The sequence below is a fragment of the Actinacidiphila yeochonensis CN732 genome (assembly GCF_000745345.1).
GTDB lineage: Bacteria > Actinomycetota > Actinomycetes > Streptomycetales > Streptomycetaceae > Actinacidiphila > Actinacidiphila yeochonensis.
In genome coordinates, this window is the sequence record NZ_JQNR01000005.1 from 4,466,291 (window position 1) to 4,482,637 (window position 16,347).

The following is a 16,347-nucleotide window of genomic DNA, read 5'->3' on the forward strand; positions in this document are numbered from 1 at the left end:
GTCGAGCGGGCCGGGGAGCGGGGCGGGGGGTCGGCCTCGTCAGGCCCCCGCGAGGCGGCGGAAGGCCCGCTCCGCCGCCGAGCCGCGCTCGGCGGTGATGAAGACGACCTGCTGGTCGTCCTCGGGCAGCGGCAGCACGTCGCACTCGACCCGCAGCGGCCCCACTCCGGGGTGGTCCAGCGTCTTCACCCGGTGGCCGGGCGCGCGCACCGGGCGGGCCTCCCACAGCGACGCGAACTCACCGCTGCCCGAACGCAGTTCGGCCACCAGCCCGGCCAGCCGTGGATCGTCCGGGTACCGTTCGACGGACGTTCGGAGCCGGGCCACCGCGTAGCCGCCGAACTCCTCGGCATCGTCCGCCGGTTCGCGGGTCTGCCGGCCGCCGCCGCCCAGGAAGCGGCGCCGGGCCAGGTTCGGATGCCGGGCCAGGCCGCCCAGAAGGGCCTCCGCCAGCTGGTTGTAGGCCACCACGTCGTAGGCCGCGTCCGTGACCACCGCCCCGGTCCACGGCAGCCGCCGCAGCAGGTCCGCCACGTACGGCCGCACCTGCCGCGGCGGTCCCGGCGGGGGCGGCGGCACGACCCCCGCCAGCCGGAACAGGTGGGCCCGCTCGGCGGCGTCCAGCCGCAGCGCCCCCGCCAGCCCGGCCAGCACCCGCGCCGAGGGACGCGGACCGCGGGCCTGCTCCAGCCGCGCGTAGTGCTCCACGGACAGGTGGGCGAGCCCCGCCACCTCCTCGCGGCGCAGGCCCGGCGTGCGCCGCCGGCCGCCCGGGGGCAGCCCCGACTCGGCGGGCCGCATCCCCTCACGCCGCTCCCGCAGGAAACGGGCCAGCTCCTGCCGTGGCATCGCGCCACCTCCTCGCCCCCCGCCGCCGCACACAGCCGGGTACAGGTTGTGCCTGGCTGCCCCCGGCCGGCGGGGGCATCGTCGACACCATGAACACTTCCACAGCCCTGGTCACCGGCGCCAACACCGGCATCGGCAAGGAGATCGCCCGGCAGCTCGCCGAGGCGGGCCTGACCGTCCTGGTCGGCGCGCGCGACCCCGAGCGCGGCCGGCGGGCCGCCGCGGAGATCGGCCACGGCGCCCGCCCGCTGCTTGTCGACGTCACCGACGCGGCCGGCGTCGAGCGGGCCGCCGCCGAGGTGGAACGGCTCGACGTCCTGGTCAACAACGCGGGCGTGATGCTCGACGACGGCGCGCCCGGGGAGAGCACCCCGGACCTCTTCCGCCGCACCTACGAGGTGAACCTCTTCGGCGTGCTGGCCGTCACCAACGCCTTCCTGCCCGCGCTGCGCCGCTCGACCGCGCCCCGGATCGTCAACATCTCCAGCGGTACCGGCTCCCTGGGACGGAGCACCGGCCCCGACCCGGTCTTCGACGCGAACGGTCGGGGCGCCGCCTACCGCTCCTCCAAGGCCGCGCTCAACGCCCTGACCGTCTTCTACGCGCAGTCCCTGGCCGCGGAGGGCTTCAAGGTGAACGCCCTGGCTCCCGGCCTGCGCCGCACCGGCCTGAACCCGCGGGCCGCCGCGGCTGACGGGGACCCCGCCGAGGGCGCGGCCGGCGCCGTGCGGCTGGCCCTGCTCCCCGAGGACGGCCCCACCGCCGGCTTCTTCGACTGGGACGGCACCCCGGTCCCCTGGTGAGCCGGTCCCCTTGAGCGGGTCCCGGGGTGAGCCTGGCGCCGGACCGGGACGCGCCCGTGTCCGGCGGCGGGCTCTCGCGGTGGGCGGGTCCGGCGGCTGCTCGCTGTCGTCGGCCGGGCCTGCCCGCGGTCAGTCCGCGGCCAGCAGTCCGAGCGCGTCGGCGGTCGGCGGGGAGAGCAGGTCAGAGGCCAGCTCCGCCACGGGCGTCCAGGCGGCTTCGGCCGTCGTCCCGTCGCGTTCCTGCACGGAGAGTGGTCCCGGTGCCGGGCGCACCCGGTAGAACAGCGCCACGACGTGCCACTCGACCCCGCCGCGTACCTCCACGTAGCTGCGGGCGTCGGCCAGCCGGGCCTCTGCCACCTGGAGTCCGGTCTCCTCGCGCAGGTCGCGCACGAGCGCGTCCGCGGGCTGCTCGCTCGCCCGGGTCCACCCCGCCGCCGGGCAGGTGCCACAGGCCCGGCGCGAAGACGGTCGAGGCCGAGGACAAGCGGGTCAGTAGCAGCCGCCCCTCGTCCACGGCGACCGCGTACGCCGACACCCGCGAGCGCTGCTCCAGACCGCTGCCACCCACTCCGAACCGTTCACCGTCCACTGGTCCGCACCCTCCCGGAGGTGCCCGGAGCACCGCCCTTCGACAGCCGGGCCGTACGGCCCGGCCCGCCCGCCGACCCTACCGACGGGGGCCGTGGGGCCGGTGCCGCGGCTTGTCGGGGCCCGGACGGCTGCCCTCCCCGTCCCGGGGTCCGCCTGCGCGGACGTCGCGTCCGACGGGCCCGCCGCCGTACGAGTCGTCGTACGGATCGCCGTCGGGGTCTTCGCGCGGGTCGTCGGCGGCGCCGGGGCGGTCGTGCGGGCCGCCGTCCCGGCCGCCGAGGAGGCGGGCCAGCGGGGGCTCGGTGGCGAGGACCGCGCCCGCGGTGATGGTGAAGGTCAGCGCCGCACACACCGCGATCAGCCAGGACAGCACCGCGAACACCGCGCCGAGCGGACCGTACGTGGCCAGGCTGCGGTTGAGGGCGGTCGGCATGTAGACGCTGGCGGTGACCGAGGCCGCGGTCATCGCCGCGGCGGTGAGCACCGAGCCCGGCAGCAGCGGCAGCCAGCGCATCCGGCCGCCCAGCAGCAGGTGCTGCGTCCACCACCACACCAGGACGTCGGTGAGGAAGATCAGCGGAACGCCGAGCCACGGCCCCGCCCCGACGCCGCCGCGCAGCGGCCCCTGGAGCACCAGGACCGCCACCCACGCCAGAATCCAGACGAACCACCGCCACGCCACCAGCCGGGCGGACGCCCGGGGCAGCCGCCAGGCCCGCTCGCAGACCCGCGCCACCGCCCGGCTGGTCGCGGTCGCCGCCAGCAGCGCGGTGAGCAGTCCGATCCAGCCGGTGGCCTGCCGGACCGTCGCGGTGTCGGCGCCGCCCGCCTGGTAGACCTCGCGGAACTGCGTGGCGGAGGCCCCGCTCAGCCCGAACAGGTCCTGCGCGGAGTCGGCCAGGTGGGAGCGGACGTACTGGGGCGCGAAGGCCGCGGTGACCACGATGAACGGAACGGCCGTGAGGAACAGCTGGGCCGCCAGCCGGGTGGCGGCGTCCAGCACGTTCACCGACAGCAGCCGCGCGGTCAGCTCGGTGATCACCGGGAAGCGCCGCTCGGCGGTGTGCCGCGCCTCCTCCGCCCGGCTCCGCAACCGCCGCACCCGCCGCACCCGCCCACGGTCCGGCCTCCGCCCGTCGCCGGGCGGCACCGCTGTGGCCATGGGGACCTCCGCCGCGGACGAGGACACCGGGAAACGACACCGTTCACGGCATTATGCGGCGATGATCCCCGTCCGGTGGTGATTGTCCGCCTCGCCGCGCCTCACGGTGTCGCCGGCGCCGGCCGGCTTCCGGCCCGTCCTTCCCGGCAGCCCTCCCGTCCGCCTTCCGCCTTCCGCCTGCCGTCCCTTCGTCCGCGCCTCGTCCGGAGGCCGCGGGGGCCTCTGAGGCGGGCGGGAGCACTCGGTTATCCTGAGCGCGCCCGGGCTGGCCGGGCGTCCTGCCGTTTACGCCGTCAGGGCTTCACAGGCCCTGCGCGGTGCCGTTGGCCGCCGCCGGAACGCCGGGCAGGGCGGCCGCAGAAGGAGTGCGCGAATGTCGAAGCTCGGGATCATAGTGGCGAGCACGCGGCCCGGTCGGATCGGCCTGCCGATCGCCCAGTGGTTCGAGGGGGATGCCCGCGCCCACGGGGGCTTCGACGAGGTGCGGCTGATCGACCTCGCCGAGGTGGCACTGCCGTTCATGGACGAGCCGAACCACCCGCGCCTGGGCCAGTACACCAAGCAGCACACCAGGGACTGGAGCGCCCGGATCGCCGGCGTCGACGCCCTCGTGTTCGTGATGCCGGAGTACAACTACGGCTACAACGCCGAGCTGAAGAACGCCATCGACTTCCTGCACAACGAGTGGCTCTACAAGCCGGTCGGCTTCCTCAGCTACGGCGGGGTGTCCGCCGGCACCCGCGCGGTGCAGGCGATCAAGCAGGTCGTCACCACGCTGAAGATGACCCCGCTCGTGGAGGCCGTCAGCATCCCCTTCGTCCACCAGATGATCGACGACGAGGCGCAGTTCCAGCCCAACGAGGTGGTCGCCGCCGCCTCGAAGACCATGCTCGACGAGCTGGTCCGGGTCGAGGCGGCACTGCGTCCGCTGCGCCAGGGCGCCTAGCCGCTACCGCCGACCGGGCCCTACCGCAGCCCGGCCGTGCCCCCTTCGCGCCGCGGCCGGTCGCACCACCGGACGGGGGTCCGCGACCGGACGGGGGTCCGCGACGCCGACGCATCCCGCGGGGCGTGTCCCGGCGCCTTCCGGTCCCGGCCTCGTGAGGCCGGGACCGGAAGGCGCCGCTAGGCCGTGTCTGATAATGATCTTGTGACGGGTCGAGGCGAGCTGACGGATACAGCGTGGGAGCGGATAGAGCCGCTGCTTCCGGGCGCGGACGGGTGTGGACGCCCGTGGCGGGATCATCGGCAGGTGGTCAACGGGGTGCTGTGGCGACTGCGGACGGGTGCGCCGTGGCGTGATCTGCCGGAGCGGTATGGGCCGTGGCAGACGGTCTATGAGCGGTTCGCCCGCTGGGATGCGGACGGTACCTGGGCGAAGCTGCTGGAGCACATCCAGGTCCGTGATGACGCGGTGGGCGCGGTGGAGTGGACGGTTTCGGTGGACTCCACGATCAATCGCGCCCATCAACATGCGGCAGGCGCCCGCAAAAAGGGGAGGCCGACGGGGACAAACTGGAAGATCCGGAACGCTCGGCGGCACGGCAGGCCCTCGGCCGGTCCCGGGGCGGCCTGACCACCAAGGTCCACCTGGCGGTTGATGGCCGCGGCCTGCCGCTGTCGCTCGTGCTCACGCCCGGCAACGTCAACGACTCCACCCTGTTCGAAGCGGTACTGGACGCCGTCCGTGTCCCGCGCGCCGGGCGGGGAAGGCCACGCACCCGCCCGGACCGGGTCCTGGCGGACAAGGCCTATTCGTCCCGGGCGATCCGCGCCTGGTGCAGGCGTCATGGCATCGCCGTTACGATCCCTGAACGCTCTGACCAGGTCGCCAACCGGCTCCGTCGGGCCTCCCAAGGCGGCCGGCCTCCCGTCTTCGACGCAGAAGCGTACAAGCACCGCAACGTCGTCGAGAGGTGCTTCAACCGGCTCAAGCAGTTCCGCGCGGTAGCAACCCGCTTCGACAAGCTCGCGGACCGCTACCAGGCCGGACTCCGCCTCGCCTCGCTGATCCTCTGGCTCCGCGAGCCCGCGTCGGCACGCGTTTAGCGCGCGGGTGGCAGCACGGCGAGCACACCCGATGGGATCCCCAGCTGACCCAATCGGGACAGGAGCGCTGCTTCCTGTTCCTGCGTGACCTCAACCCACAGGGCCGTTCCCGAGTCGCTGGCGCTGAAGACCAGCCGGCCGTCCCGCCAGCCTTCGGCGTGGATTGTGTAGGGAGCCAAGTCCGACAGCACCCTGAAGTGCCCGTCGTCTCGGACATCAAGGTCGATCCCCATCCCAGGATCGGAGCGCCTGGACCGGGTACCGCTCACGACATCCTGCCGAGCCAGCGATAGCGCACGCTCATACGAGTGCAGGACTTCGACCGGCCAGAGGTCACCGCTATAGGCGTCGATGTGGGCTGCGTCGATGCTCGAACGCAGCACATGAAGCGCTTCGCGATGAACACGCGCAACGTCCGCAGGGCGAAACCCGTCCACGAGTACGAACTCGCGGACCCGGACACCATCCTGCCTGATCACATGCTGGATCCTCCCACAGGCAGCCAGCCCACTCCGCAGAGAAAGCCGCCACAACCTGGTCATTGTCAGACACGACCTAGGGCGTGTCTGACACATCCTGTCGGGTGGGCGGTGCCTGGCACGCACGCTTGCCGCGTTGCCGGTCGTCGGCGCAGCCCGCCGGGCTCCCTCCCCCTGGGCCTGGCGGCCCGGGAGGTACCCCCACTCTCCGCTGTGCCATCGCACGCACCAGGCACCGCCCACCCCGCCTATACGGGCGGACGACATCATGTGTCAGACAGGGCCTAGGCGGAGCAGGAGGTGAACGTCGGGCTGGTGCGGGCGACGTAGATGCTGGCCGCGCCGCTCGGGTCGGTGGTGAGCGGCACCGTGACGGTGTCGTCGGCGGTCCAGGGGAAGCCCTGGGTGTCGAACGTCCAGTCGCCGGTGATCTGCGTCGCCAGCTCCGACAGGGCCACCCATCCGTACTGGGCCGTCGGTACCGTCAGGGTCAGGCTGTTGCCGAGGGTCTGACTGATGTTCAGGGTCGTCGAACCGCTGACGGTGGTGCTGACCTTCGCCTGCAGGGCCGCGGCGGTGCCGGCGGTCAGCTCCGACGTCAGGCTGAAGCCGATGGTGCTCGCCCAGCCCGTGGTGTTGTTGATCGAGAAGGTCCAGGGCACGGGCGCGGAGGTGGCGTTGTACCAGACGGGCGAGACGCACACGGTCGGCAGCGGGGCGGCCGGGGACTGGGCCGTGGCCGTCCACGAGCAGGAGGACGGGGTGCCCTGGCACTGGGTGGCGGCGTGGTCCACGGCCAGGTTCCACGCCGACTGGTACGCCGTGGCGGGCAGCACCCACTGCTGCGCCGTCGAGCCGTTGCATCCGTAGCTGTCGGTCCACGCGTCGTCGTACTGTGCGTTGTACCACAGGTCCAGGCAGTTGCTGTCGCCCTCGTGCCGGATCATGAAGGCGTGCTGCGCGGACCCGGCGATCGGCTGGAAGTACCACAGTTCGCTCGCCCGGCCGTCGCACGGCTGCTGCCGGAGCGGGAGGCCGGAGTCGACGCACTCGCCGGTGGTGTTGTTGACGACGGTGAAGGACGCGTCGGACCCCTCGGCGCCGACGTGCCAGGACTCGTCGTAGCCGGGCGCCGAGTTGGTGACGAGGATGGAGCCGGCGCCCGGTGTTCCGTTCTGGACGTCCAGGGCGCGGCCGTTGCTGACGGACTGCAAGGTGATCTGGCCGAGGGTGGAGACGTCGGCCGCCTGCCGGGGCACCGCGGTGGCGGTGGAGGCCGCGAGCCCCAGCACGACGCAGGCCGCCGCGACCAGGACGGCGAGCACTCTCCTGGAGATCGTCACGTGCTTCCTCTTCCTTGAGGCGGGCATGGGAGGTCCCTTCATCGGGTTCCGGCTCGACGCCGGTGGCGGTGGCGGTGGCGGTGGTGGTGCGTGGCGCCGGGGCGCGGGGCCTCGGCCCTCCGTACGGCCGCGGACGGCTCTTGCGTCGGCGGCGCGTCGGCGTCCCCGGAGCTGCCCGCGCCGCTCGGGGCGGGGTGGCTCGGGCGGGGTGGCGATGTGCGGCTCAGGCGGCGGCGAACGCCTGCTCCAGGCGGGGTACGTAGTCCACGAGGTCCTGGGCCCAGCAGCCGGCGTCGTGGCCTCCGTCGCACTGGCTGCCCCAGGTGGAGCCGTCCCCGTAGTCCACGTAGCGGTAGGGCATGCCGAGGGCGTCCAGGTGCTCCTTGGCGTGGGTGTTCGCCCCCTCGACCCAGAACTCCAGGGAGGTGGGGTCGCCGCCGCCGTCGCCGGTGTAGATCGTGATGCCGACGCCGGACAGCCTGTCCATGTGGGTGGACGGGTCGGCGTCGTTCCACAGCCGGTCCGCGTCGAACACCGGGTAGGGCGACCCGAAGAGGGCATCACTCGACACCGCGGGGGTGTAGAGGCCGGTGCAGTCGCCGGAGCCGGAGAGCGGGGTCGAACCGCAGAAGCCGCCGACCGCGTTGGTCAGGGAGGCCACCACGGCCAGGCGCAGGTCCATGGAGTCCACCGACAGGTCGATGTCCCCCGACAGCGAGGCGACCTGGCCGAACAGGTCGGGGCGGTCCTGGGCGTAGTGCAGCGCGCCGAAGCCGCCCATCGACACGCCGGCGACGGCGCGGCCCTGCTTGGCGGCGATGGTGCGGAGGTTGGCGTCGATGAAGGGGACCACCTGGTCGAGGTGGAAGGTCTCCCAGTTCTGCGCACCGGCGGCGGTGTCCTGGTCGCGCCAGTCGGCATACCAGCCTCTCGGCCCGCCGTCCGGGATGACGGTGATCATCGAGTCGGTGCTCAGGGCCGGGTAGTTCTGGTAGACGGGGTCGTCGGGTGAGCCGTGCAGGAAGTACAGCACCGGGTAGCGCCTGGTCGGATCGGACCAGTAGCCGCTCGGCAGGATGATCTTGATGTGGTGCTCCTTGGCGACCTGGGGCGTGTCCACGGTGATCACGAAGTCGGTGGACGTGCCGGTGGCGTCGCCGACCTGGGTCAGGCCGAAGCCGTCCACCAGGGTCGGCGGGACCGAGGGGTCGGCGTGCGCGAGCGGGGCCGCCAGCAGGAGCGCGACCGTGGCGAGGGCGGCCGCCACCGCCTTCACCCGCGGGCGCACACCGGGCAGGAGAGAGCTCATCACGGTTCCTCTGGAGTCGGGATGGCGGACGGCGCGCACCGGTGCCGCGAACCGGGCGGTGACCATCTGACCCCAACAGCCCCGGTGGACGACAGCGTTCCGTCCCGGCCCAGTTGTGCCACGGCCCACACAGGCCACATACTCCCCAGGATGGGCGGGTCGAGCTGACCGGAGTCACCACGTCGATGGGGGTTGCCGTGCCCGGCGCGTTGGACCCCGACTCCGACGGCGGACGCGTGTACCGGGCCCTGGTGGAGCACCCGAACTCCCCGGCCGGCGCGCTGGCGGACCTGACCGGGCTGCCCCCGCGGAGGGTCCGGGCCGCGCTGGAGGAACTCGCCGCCGAGGAGGCGGTCGTCGCGGTGGGTGATGCCGACCGCACCTGGGACGCCCTGCCGCCGCCGCTGGTGGTCGAGGAGCTCCTGCGGTGCGACGCCGCCCGTCACGCCCGGCTGCGCCGTGCCGGGGCCGAGCTCGAACGCCTCTACCGCTCGGCCAGGCAGGACACCGGCCGCTACGGTGCCCTGGAGGTCGTCGCCGACGTGCCGCGTTTCCTCGCCGCCGCACGGCAGTTGCAGAGTTCCGCCCGGCACCAGGTACGGGTCATCGACATGCCGCCGTACTCCGGATCGCCGTCCTACCAGCTCACCCAGGAGGCGCTGCAGCGCGAGCGGATGGCCGCCGGCGTGGTCTACCGCACGATCTACTACGAGACCGCGTTCGACGATCCCGTCGCCGGGCCGGGCATGGCGCGCATGATCGAGGCGGGTGAGCACGCGCGGACCCTGGACGAGCTGCCGCTGAAGCTCGTCATCGGGGACGGCGACCTGGCGATCGTGACCCTCGACGCGGACGACCGCCCGGGGATCGTCAGCCTGCTGATCCGCCCGTCGAGCCTGCTCAGGGCTCTTTCGAACGTGTTCGAGATCGTGTGGCGGTTCGCCGTTCCGGTGTCGCCGGCGGGCGGCATGGCGCACGTCGAGGGCCGAGACCGGCAGATCCTCTCCCTGATGGCCAGCGGCGCCACCGACGACGCCATCGCCCGACGGCTGGGCGTCGGCAGGCGGACCGTCGTCCGCCGGGTCGCCGTCCTGCAGGCGATGCTGGGAGCCACCACCCGCTTCCAGGCTGGCGTCCAGGCGGCGCGACGCGGCTGGCTGTGAACAGGTCCCCGGGGACGGGTCCGTCGGGACGTCGGGCTCGGCCCCGATGAGGCCCCGGCCGGTCCGGCGATCCTGAGCGGCGCGCGTCGGCGCCGGGGCCGGTGCGCGGGCCTGGCCATCGAGGCCGGTGGTCCGGCACCCGGCCGTCGGGTCCTGCCCGGTGGCGGGCAGGACGCCGCGCGCGTCGTCACCCGCTGTGCTGTACTGGCCAGGTGGATCGCAAGCACAGAGGTTCCTCTGTCCTGCACCCCGGGCGCACCGGCGGCGCGGGAGCCGACGCCATCCGCCCGGCGCAGCTGGACGAGGTGCGTACCCGAGTGCGGCTGATGATCGAGATCACCGCCCGCGCGGGGGAGTACCGGAAGGGGCTGGTGGCCGCGGCCGAGGGCCTCACCCCCGAGGAGGCGGTGATCCTGGCCGACCTTGAGGGGCACGGACTCCAGGTTCCGCAGCTGCACGACGTCCTGTGCGGCGGCCATGTGCTGGTGGACGACCCGCGGCTGTACGACAGCTGGCGCTTCGACAAGGTCAGCTACCCGCGGCTGTCCAGCCACCACCACGACATCGACAAGAAGCGCTACCCCGACATCGGGATGCGCGGGCAGGTGGTGCGGGAGAAACTGCACGGGCGGACCCGACAGGGCACCTGGGTACAGCTGGAGAAGACCCCGGCGGCCTTCGGCAAGCGCAAGATGCCCAGCATGAGCGACGTCCGGCACCTCATGGACTACGTGGTGTACCGGGTCACCCGCAGCAACGTCGGCCCCTGGGGCCTGTCGCGGATGACCGAGCGGCGCCCGATGTACCTGTCGCCCAACGTGGCCGTCCCGACCTCGCTGACGCCCCCGGTGGCACGGTCGCTGACCGAGGCCCTGCGCAGGATCGAGGAGAACGACGACACGACGGCCGTCTCCCAGGACCTGGCGGCCAGGTTCCCGCCGCCCGACCGGGAGGACCTGTCCGGCGAGCTGGGCCAGGCGATGTCGGACGACCGAGCCGGGCGGGGCCTGTTCGGCAACTCCGAGGTGTGGGTCACCGAAACGCCGTCGCGCGGCGCGGCCCTGGTGCTCAGCGAGAGCGCGGAGCCGCCCGCGGTGGAGATGAAGCGGACGGGAGGTTCGCAGTGAGCGACGACCAGGGCAACGCACCCGGGCCCGCGCCCCAGAGCCCCGGCGAGGCGGCCGTACCCTCCGGTCTGGTCACCGCCGTGGTGGACCTGGTGAACACCGGGCCGGTACTGCTCGGCGCCTACACCATCGCCGAACTCACCGCCGTTGACGCGATCGTGGACTTCCTGGAGGCCCGGGTGTCCGACGAGGTGCTCGCGGAGGCCGTCCGCTCGCTGGCCGCCCGCCAGTTGCTGCTGGCGGGCTCCGACGGCGAGCAGGTCCAGGTGCGGGGGGACCTGGGCATCGCGGTCGCGTTCCAGCAGCGGGCCCGCATGGTGCTCGACGCCCGCGCGACCGGGACGGTGGCGGGGGAGCCGTGGCGCATCCTGCTGCTTCCCCAGCCCGAGCAGATCTGCATGATGGTCCGCATCGACGCGCTCGGCGTCCACCAGATCGGCCTGTACAAGCTCGACGATGCCCTGGACATGCTCGCCGAGTGGCTGCCGCGGGGCTCCTCGGCCGATCCGGACCGGGCGGTGGACACCGACGCGGTGCTCACCGACGCGGAGCGTTCGGCGCTGGTCACCGTGACCCAGTACACCGCCCAGGGCTCGGCCGAGATCGCCGGCGTCAGCACCGACCTGGTCCTCGCCCGCCACGACGGACGGTTGCACGTCCTCTCCCGCGACCCGGACGACCGGGACCGGCTGGTGCCGAGCCGGAACAGGGGCAGGGACGGGGTCCGCGACCGGCTCGACGACCTGCTGGCCGCCTGAGGGGTTCGCGCCGGGGGCACCGGGCGCCGGCTGGCGCGGAACGTTCGCCCGCCGCCGCCTGTCCTCGGGCGGACTCCGCCGTCGTCGTCCCCCCGGCCGGGGGGCGGGTTCGCGAGTGTGAACACCTGTGCCCGTGACGGCGGGCCGAGGATCGGGCCCGGGGCGCCGCGCCGGGGCCCGGCGGGGGAGGGCGGCGGAGCGATGGCGGCCGCCGGGGTTGAGGGCGCGAGAGACGGGTAGGAATGAACGTCCCGCACGAGTGGGCGGGTCCGGCGCTCCAGCGCCGGGGCTCCGACCGCTTCGCGGTGGGAGGTTCATCGTGTGATGTCCGGTTCCGGCGGCCGGACAGCCCCCTCCGCCGTCCGGCCGACGGACATCTATCCGGCCCGTATGCGAGGATGCTAAGGACAGTGCGTTGACGCTGTCAACATCTCATCTGATTTCCAAATGACTGCCATTTGACCTGTGTGCACGACCCCGTATCGGGGTCTGTCACGTTCAACTCCAGCCAATATGGCACCAGTTGAGCGCGCGAATGATCCGGTGGAGTGCTTCTGGAATCGCCGTGGGTCCTTACCGGGTCCGTCAAGCCGCCGTATGTGGCCGGTTCTGACCACGGCCCTGGAGAGAATCCGCCACGCGTTTCGCCGCAAAAAGACTGTTTGCTACCCTCCTCGCAACCCGACGAGCGCGCCGTACCGGGACCCTGCGAAGACGGTGCACCCCGTATCCCGAGAACTGCGGAGGTGCCGTCATGGCATGGGTCCTGATCGTCGTCGCCGGCCTGCTGGAGGTCGCCTGGTCGGTGGGCATCAAGTACACCGACGGCTTCACCCGGCCGCTGCCGAGCGTGCTCACCGGCGCCGCCGTGGTGGCGAGCATGCTGCTGCTCTCCCGCGCCGCCACCACCCTCCCGATCGGCACCGCCTACGGTGTGTGGGTCGGCATCGGCGCCGCCGGTGCCGCCGTGGTGGGCATGGCCGTACTCGGCGAACCCGTCTCGACCGCGCGGATATTCTTCGTCTCCCTGCTGGTCGTGGCGGTCGTCGGCCTCAAGGCCACCTCGGGCCGGTGAGGCGGCCCGCCGAGAACCGGTTCCGGCGGCCTGGTCCCCCGGGCGGAGGCGGGTCGTAGGCTGTGCTCGTGCACCTGTGCTTCGTCTGCAGCGGGAACATCTGCCGCTCGCCCTCGGCCGCCATCGTGGTCCGCGAACACCTGCGGCGGGCCGGCCTCGCCGACCGGGTCCGGGTCACCAGTGCCGGTATCGGCGACTGGCACGCGGGCGATCCGATCGACCGCCGGTCGGGCGAGGTGCTGAGGCGCCACGGGTACCCGGTCGAGCACACCGCCGCGCAGGTGGGCGCCGAGCACCTGGACGCCGACCTGTTCCTGGCCATGGACCGCGGCCACGAACGGGCCCTGCGTGCCCTCGTCGACGACCCCGCCCGGGTGCGGCTGATGCGCTCCTTCGACCCCGGGGCCGCCCCGGACGCCCCCGACGTGCCCGACCCGTACTACGGCGGCCCCGACGGGTTCGAGGAGGTCCTGGCCATGGTGGAGGCGGCCACCCCCGGCCTGCTCGACTGGGTACGCGACCACCTCGCCCCGTGACTCCGCCGCCGGGCGCCGGACCCGCCGGACCCGAGGGCGCGGAGGAGCCCGAGGCTGCCGCGGCCCGGCTGACCGGGCGGGCGGTGGGCGGCGCGCGGGCACTGGCCGGGACGGTCACCGCCGCCGAGTTCGACGACGGCACCGCCGTGGTGGTCAAGCGCGGCGAGGGTCCCGGCTCGGTCCGGGCGGAGGCCGCGGGGCTGCGCTGGCTGGCCGCGGCACGCGCGGTGGCCGTGCCCGAGGTGTACGGACACGACGAGCGGTGGCTGGTCACCGGCCGCGTCCGCGAGGGCCGCTCCGCCCCCGACGCCGCCGACCGGTTCGGCCGCGCCCTGGCCGCCCTGCACGCCGCCGGCGCCCCCGCCTTCGGGGCACCGCCGCCCGGCGGCCCCGAGGACGCCTGCATCGGGCTCGCGCCCATGCGCGACACCCCGGGTGCGGAGTGGCCGCGCTGGTACGCCGAGTACCGGGTGCTGCCGTACCTGCGCGCGGCGGTCGACGCCGGCACCCTCACGCGGGCGGAGGCCGCCGTGGTGGAAGAGGTCTGCGCGCGGCTGCCGGAGCTGGCCGGGCCGGCCGAACCGCCCGCGCGGCTGCACGGCGACCTGTGGAGCGGCAACGTCCTGTGGGGCGCCGACGGGCACGTGTGGCTGATCGACCCGGCCGCGCACGGCGGCCACCGTGAGACCGACCTGGCCATGCTCCGCCTCTTCGGCTGCCCCCACCTGGAACGGATCCTCGGTGCGTACCGGGAGGTCGCGCCGCCGGCCGAGGGCTGGACCGACCGCGTCCCCCTCCACCAGCTCTTCCCGCTGCTGGTGCACGCCGTCCTCTTCGGCCGCGGGTACGCCGCGCAAGCCCTGGCGGCGGCCCGATCGGCGCTGTCCGCCGGCTGACCCCGGCGTGAGACGCGCCACAGCGCCCCGGCGGACGCACGCGTCCGGACCGGGGCGCGGTACCGGCAACGGCCCACCCCCACCGGCCGAACCGGGGGCGAGCGGGCACCGGGCCGGACCGCGCGCCGACCACGGTCCGGGCCGGGCAACTTAGGTCACCCTTCCCTGTCACCGGAGCGCCTGGTACAGATGGTGGGGTTCCGCCACCACATCGGAAGTCTCGCCATGAACCAGGACGACACCCCCCATCTCGTGCCCTTCGCCATCGACCTGACCTTCGAGGAGGCCCGGCGCCGGGCCGAGGTCCTCGCCGCGCTCGGGCCCGACTGGGACCCGGTGGCCGCCCTCACGGGCGAGCAGGAGGCGTACGCCCTCCTCTACTCGAACCTGGACGCCGAGCAGCAGCGCACGTACGACCTGCTGGTGGCGGCCGGTGTGCTGCCGGGTGAGGAGCCGGGCCGTGCGGCTGCCCATTGACCCGCGGGCGGACGACGCCCGCCGCGCCTGGGTGGAGTGCCCCGTCTGCGACGACGCCCGCCACTGCGCGGCCTGCGCCGACGGCCGCAACTGCGCCGAGCACTGGCGGTACCTGATCTCCAACGACGGCCCGGTGGTCCACCTCCAGTGCCCGCGGTGCGCGCACCTGTGGTCGCTGAACACCCGGCCCGGGGTCGGCCCCCGCCCCGGCGGCTGCGGCCCCTGGGCGTAGCCGGCCAGGACCTCCGCGTCCCGCTCCGGAGGGGAGCGTCGGCCTCACGGATGCATCCGCGCGCCCTTGAGCACCTTGTCCACCGCGTTGCGCGGCCCGTAGACGGCCAGCCCCACCAGGTCGAGGTCGTCGCGGCGCACCGCCCGTACCGCCGCGCGGTTGTCGCGGTCGTTGCCGGTGCCGAACAGGTCCGCGGTGAACACCGACCGCGGCAGCGCCCGGGACAGCGCCTTGCCGTGCGCGGCGGTGAGGGTCGCGGCGCCGGCCTCGAAGACGAGCACCGGCTGCCGGAACATCGGCAGGTACGCCGTGTCGTCGGCGTCCGCGTACGGCTCTCCGACCACCTCGGGGCACACCGTGCCCAGGCCGCTGACCAGGAACGCCGTCACGTTCAGCCGCTGCCACGGCTGGAGGTCGTCGCGCAGCAGCACGGCGATCTTCGTGTCGAACCGGACCGGCGCGAGGGCGTCCAGGGTGCCCGCCTCCCCGTCGGGCGCGGCCCCGGCGCCGCCCGTCGTGCCCCCGGCGGTTCCGGCGGCGGCCGCCAGGGCGGTCCCGGCCGTGGTCCCGTCGGCGACGGTCCTGTCCACGGCGGTGCTGTTCACAACGGTCTCGTTCACTTCGGTGGTGGTCATGCCGCTCACCCTCGCTCCCGGCGGCGGCCGCGGTCTTGTACGTTTCTTGCATGACCAGCGCGCAGGAGACCACCGCCTGGCGGCCGCCGGTCACGGGCGTGACGGAGGTCTTCCACGCCCGGTTCACCGACCACGCCTACCCCATGCACGTGCACGACGCGTGGACGCTGCTCATCGTCGACGACGGCGCGGTCCGCTACGACCTGGAACGGCACGTACGCGGCACGCCGCAGGACACGGTGAGCCTGCTGCCGCCGCACGTGCCCCACAACGGCTCGCCCGCCACACCGCACGGGTTCCGCAAACGGGTCGTCTACCTGGACACCACGCGCCTCGACGCCAGCCTCATCGGGCCGGCCGTGGACGGCCCCGACCTCGCCGACCCGCTGCTGCGCCACCGGGTGGGGCTGCTGCACACCGCGCTGGCCCGGCGCGGCGAGGAGCTGGAGGCGGAGAGCCGGCTCGCGCTGGTGGTGGAGCGGCTGCGCGGCCACCTCGCCCGGCGCCCCGCCGCCGAACCCGACCCCGGCCCCGCTCCTCGTACGGCCCGTGACCTGCGGGACCTGCTCGACGCGCACCTGGGCGACGCCCCCACCCTCGACCAGGCCGCCCGCGTGCTGCACGTCCACCCGGCCCACCTCGTGCGGGCCTTCCGCGCCGCCTACGGGATTCCGCCGCACCAGTACGTGACGGCCCGCCGGGTCGACCTCGCCCGCCGCCTGCTGCTGGACGGCCTCGCGCCGGCCGCCGCGGCCACCGCGGCGGGCTTCTACGACCAGCCGCACCTGACCCGGCACTTCAAGCGGGTGGTGGGGGTCACGCCGGCGCGGTACGCCCGAGGCGCGCACCGCCGCTGACCG

General features: G+C 73.9%; 19 protein-coding genes and 1 pseudogene. 12 read left to right on the forward strand and 8 right to left on the reverse strand.

Annotated features, from left to right (window positions below):
• Positions 1-39 precede the first annotated feature (39 nt).
• Positions 40-849, reverse strand: coding sequence for a helix-turn-helix transcriptional regulator (locus BS72_RS30080; protein WP_037915004.1), 810 nt, complete (start codon positions 847-849; stop codon positions 40-42).
• 89 nt (positions 850-938) lie between these two features.
• Between BS72_RS30080 and BS72_RS30085 the strand changes: the two genes are divergently transcribed.
• Entirely contained in the window at positions 939-1,652 is a 714-nt protein-coding gene (locus tag BS72_RS30085) for an SDR family oxidoreductase (RefSeq protein ID WP_037915005.1), read from the forward strand.
• A gap of 129 nt (positions 1,653-1,781) precedes the next feature.
• Here the strand turns inward: BS72_RS30085 and BS72_RS38970 are convergent, their stop codons facing one another.
• The 3 genes and pseudogenes from BS72_RS38970 to BS72_RS30095 all read right to left on the reverse strand — a co-directional run bounded on the left by BS72_RS38970 (position 1,782) and on the right by BS72_RS30095 (position 3,408).
• On the reverse strand, positions 1,782-2,045 hold the full coding sequence (locus BS72_RS38970; RefSeq protein ID WP_232792577.1) for an NUDIX domain-containing protein: 264 nt from the start codon (positions 2,043-2,045) through the stop codon (positions 1,782-1,784).
• Positions 2,046-2,118: 73 nt separating this feature from the next.
• Positions 2,119-2,277 (reverse strand): annotated as a pseudogene (locus BS72_RS39675) (hypothetical protein); the annotation flags it as partial.
• A 45-nt stretch (positions 2,278-2,322) separates the two neighbouring features.
• Positions 2,323-3,408: a hypothetical protein gene (locus BS72_RS30095; protein ID WP_063836169.1), complete on the reverse strand. Its 1,086-nt coding sequence runs from the start codon at positions 3,406-3,408 to the stop codon at positions 2,323-2,325.
• Between the two features lie 373 nt (positions 3,409-3,781).
• Between BS72_RS30095 and BS72_RS30100 the strand changes: the two genes are divergently transcribed.
• Together BS72_RS30100 and BS72_RS34905 are read left to right on the forward strand one after the other, a co-directional pair.
• Positions 3,782-4,354 (forward strand): NADPH-dependent FMN reductase, encoded by a 573-nt coding sequence (locus tag BS72_RS30100; protein WP_037915006.1) that lies wholly within the window; start codon positions 3,782-3,784, stop codon positions 4,352-4,354.
• Positions 4,355-4,558: 204 nt separating this feature from the next.
• Positions 4,559-5,457 (forward strand): IS5 family transposase gene (locus BS72_RS34905; RefSeq protein ID WP_107498862.1). Its coding sequence is split into 2 segments (ribosomal slippage): positions 4,559-4,913 and positions 4,913-5,457, totalling 900 coding nucleotides; the frame shifts between segments, so codons are not numbered across the junction.
• Here BS72_RS34905 and BS72_RS30110 read toward each other — a convergent pair.
• From BS72_RS30110 to BS72_RS30120, 3 genes are all read right to left on the reverse strand, one after another.
• Entirely contained in the window at positions 5,454-5,936 is a 483-nt protein-coding gene (locus tag BS72_RS30110; RefSeq protein ID WP_037913361.1) for a hypothetical protein, read from the reverse strand. The genes BS72_RS34905 and BS72_RS30110 overlap by 4 nt on opposite strands.
• A gap of 284 nt (positions 5,937-6,220) precedes the next feature.
• Complete coding sequence (locus BS72_RS30115; protein WP_157856357.1) at positions 6,221-7,279, reverse strand: RICIN domain-containing protein; 1,059 nt, start codon at positions 7,277-7,279, stop codon at positions 6,221-6,223.
• 223 nt (positions 7,280-7,502) lie between these two features.
• The gene (locus tag BS72_RS30120; RefSeq protein WP_051952072.1) at positions 7,503-8,588 is read right to left on the reverse strand and encodes an alpha/beta hydrolase; all 1,086 of its coding nucleotides are present in this window, start codon (positions 8,586-8,588) and stop codon (positions 7,503-7,505) included.
• Positions 8,589-8,785: 197 nt separating this feature from the next.
• Between BS72_RS30120 and BS72_RS39345 the strand changes: the two genes are divergently transcribed.
• The 8 genes from BS72_RS39345 (at position 8,786) to BS72_RS30160 (ending at position 14,852) form a co-directional block, all read left to right on the forward strand.
• A complete protein-coding gene (locus BS72_RS39345; protein ID WP_051951836.1) occupies positions 8,786-9,751 on the forward strand; it encodes a hypothetical protein in 966 nt (321 codons plus the stop codon).
• Between the two features lie 212 nt (positions 9,752-9,963).
• Positions 9,964-10,878, forward strand: a complete 915-nt coding sequence (locus tag BS72_RS30130; protein WP_157856359.1) for a hypothetical protein — start codon at positions 9,964-9,966, stop codon at positions 10,876-10,878.
• Positions 10,875-11,636, forward strand: coding sequence for a hypothetical protein (locus BS72_RS30135; RefSeq protein WP_037915012.1), 762 nt, complete (start codon positions 10,875-10,877; stop codon positions 11,634-11,636). Before BS72_RS30130 ends, BS72_RS30135 begins: the two co-directional genes overlap by 4 nt.
• Positions 11,637-12,390: 754 nt before the next feature.
• Entirely contained in the window at positions 12,391-12,711 is a 321-nt protein-coding gene (locus tag BS72_RS30140) for a DMT family transporter (RefSeq protein WP_037915014.1), read from the forward strand.
• Between the two features lie 68 nt (positions 12,712-12,779).
• Positions 12,780-13,247, forward strand: a complete 468-nt coding sequence (locus tag BS72_RS30145; protein ID WP_037918344.1) for a low molecular weight protein-tyrosine-phosphatase — start codon at positions 12,780-12,782, stop codon at positions 13,245-13,247.
• Positions 13,244-14,143 carry a fructosamine kinase family protein gene (locus BS72_RS30150; protein WP_078901751.1) on the forward strand — a complete coding sequence of 300 codons (900 nt, stop codon included), beginning with the start codon at positions 13,244-13,246 and terminating at the stop codon, positions 14,141-14,143. Before BS72_RS30145 ends, BS72_RS30150 begins: the two co-directional genes overlap by 4 nt.
• 225 nt (positions 14,144-14,368) lie before the next feature.
• Entirely contained in the window at positions 14,369-14,620 is a 252-nt protein-coding gene (locus BS72_RS30155; protein ID WP_037918350.1) for a DUF6400 family protein, read from the forward strand.
• Positions 14,604-14,852 carry a hypothetical protein gene (locus BS72_RS30160; RefSeq protein ID WP_037915015.1) on the forward strand — a complete coding sequence of 83 codons (249 nt, stop codon included), beginning with the start codon at positions 14,604-14,606 and terminating at the stop codon, positions 14,850-14,852. The genes BS72_RS30155 and BS72_RS30160 overlap by 17 nt, the downstream gene beginning before the upstream one ends.
• Before the next feature lie 44 nt (positions 14,853-14,896).
• Here the strand turns inward: BS72_RS30160 and BS72_RS30165 are convergent, their stop codons facing one another.
• A complete protein-coding gene (locus BS72_RS30165; protein ID WP_037918353.1) occupies positions 14,897-15,325 on the reverse strand; it encodes a DUF2000 domain-containing protein in 429 nt (142 codons plus the stop codon).
• A gap of 212 nt (positions 15,326-15,537) precedes the next feature.
• Between BS72_RS30165 and BS72_RS30170 the strand changes: the two genes are divergently transcribed.
• A complete protein-coding gene (locus BS72_RS30170) occupies positions 15,538-16,344 on the forward strand; it encodes a helix-turn-helix transcriptional regulator (RefSeq protein WP_037915017.1) in 807 nt (268 codons plus the stop codon).
• Positions 16,345-16,347 lie beyond the last annotated feature (3 nt).

What these genes read in the sequence shown, in the direction of transcription:
- BS72_RS30080 (WP_037915004.1), bottom strand. Translation starts at nt 849, where the DNA reads ATGCCACGGCAGGAGCTGGCCCGTTTCCTGCGGGAGCGGCGTGAGGGG.
- BS72_RS30120 (WP_051952072.1), bottom strand. Translation starts at nt 8,588, where the DNA reads ATGAGCTCTCTCCTGCCCGGTGTGCGCCCGCGGGTGAAGGCGGTGGCG.
- BS72_RS30095 (WP_063836169.1), bottom strand. Translation starts at nt 3,408, where the DNA reads ATGGCCACAGCGGTGCCGCCCGGCGACGGGCGGAGGCCGGACCGTGGG.
- BS72_RS30155 (WP_037918350.1), top strand. Translation starts at nt 14,369, where the DNA reads ATGAACCAGGACGACACCCCCCATCTCGTGCCCTTCGCCATCGACCTG.
- BS72_RS30140 (WP_037915014.1), top strand. Translation starts at nt 12,391, where the DNA reads ATGGCATGGGTCCTGATCGTCGTCGCCGGCCTGCTGGAGGTCGCCTGG.
- BS72_RS30085 (WP_037915005.1), top strand. Translation starts at nt 939, where the DNA reads ATGAACACTTCCACAGCCCTGGTCACCGGCGCCAACACCGGCATCGGC.
- BS72_RS30100 (WP_037915006.1), top strand. Translation starts at nt 3,782, where the DNA reads ATGTCGAAGCTCGGGATCATAGTGGCGAGCACGCGGCCCGGTCGGATC.
- BS72_RS30170 (WP_037915017.1), top strand. Translation starts at nt 15,538, where the DNA reads ATGACCAGCGCGCAGGAGACCACCGCCTGGCGGCCGCCGGTCACGGGC.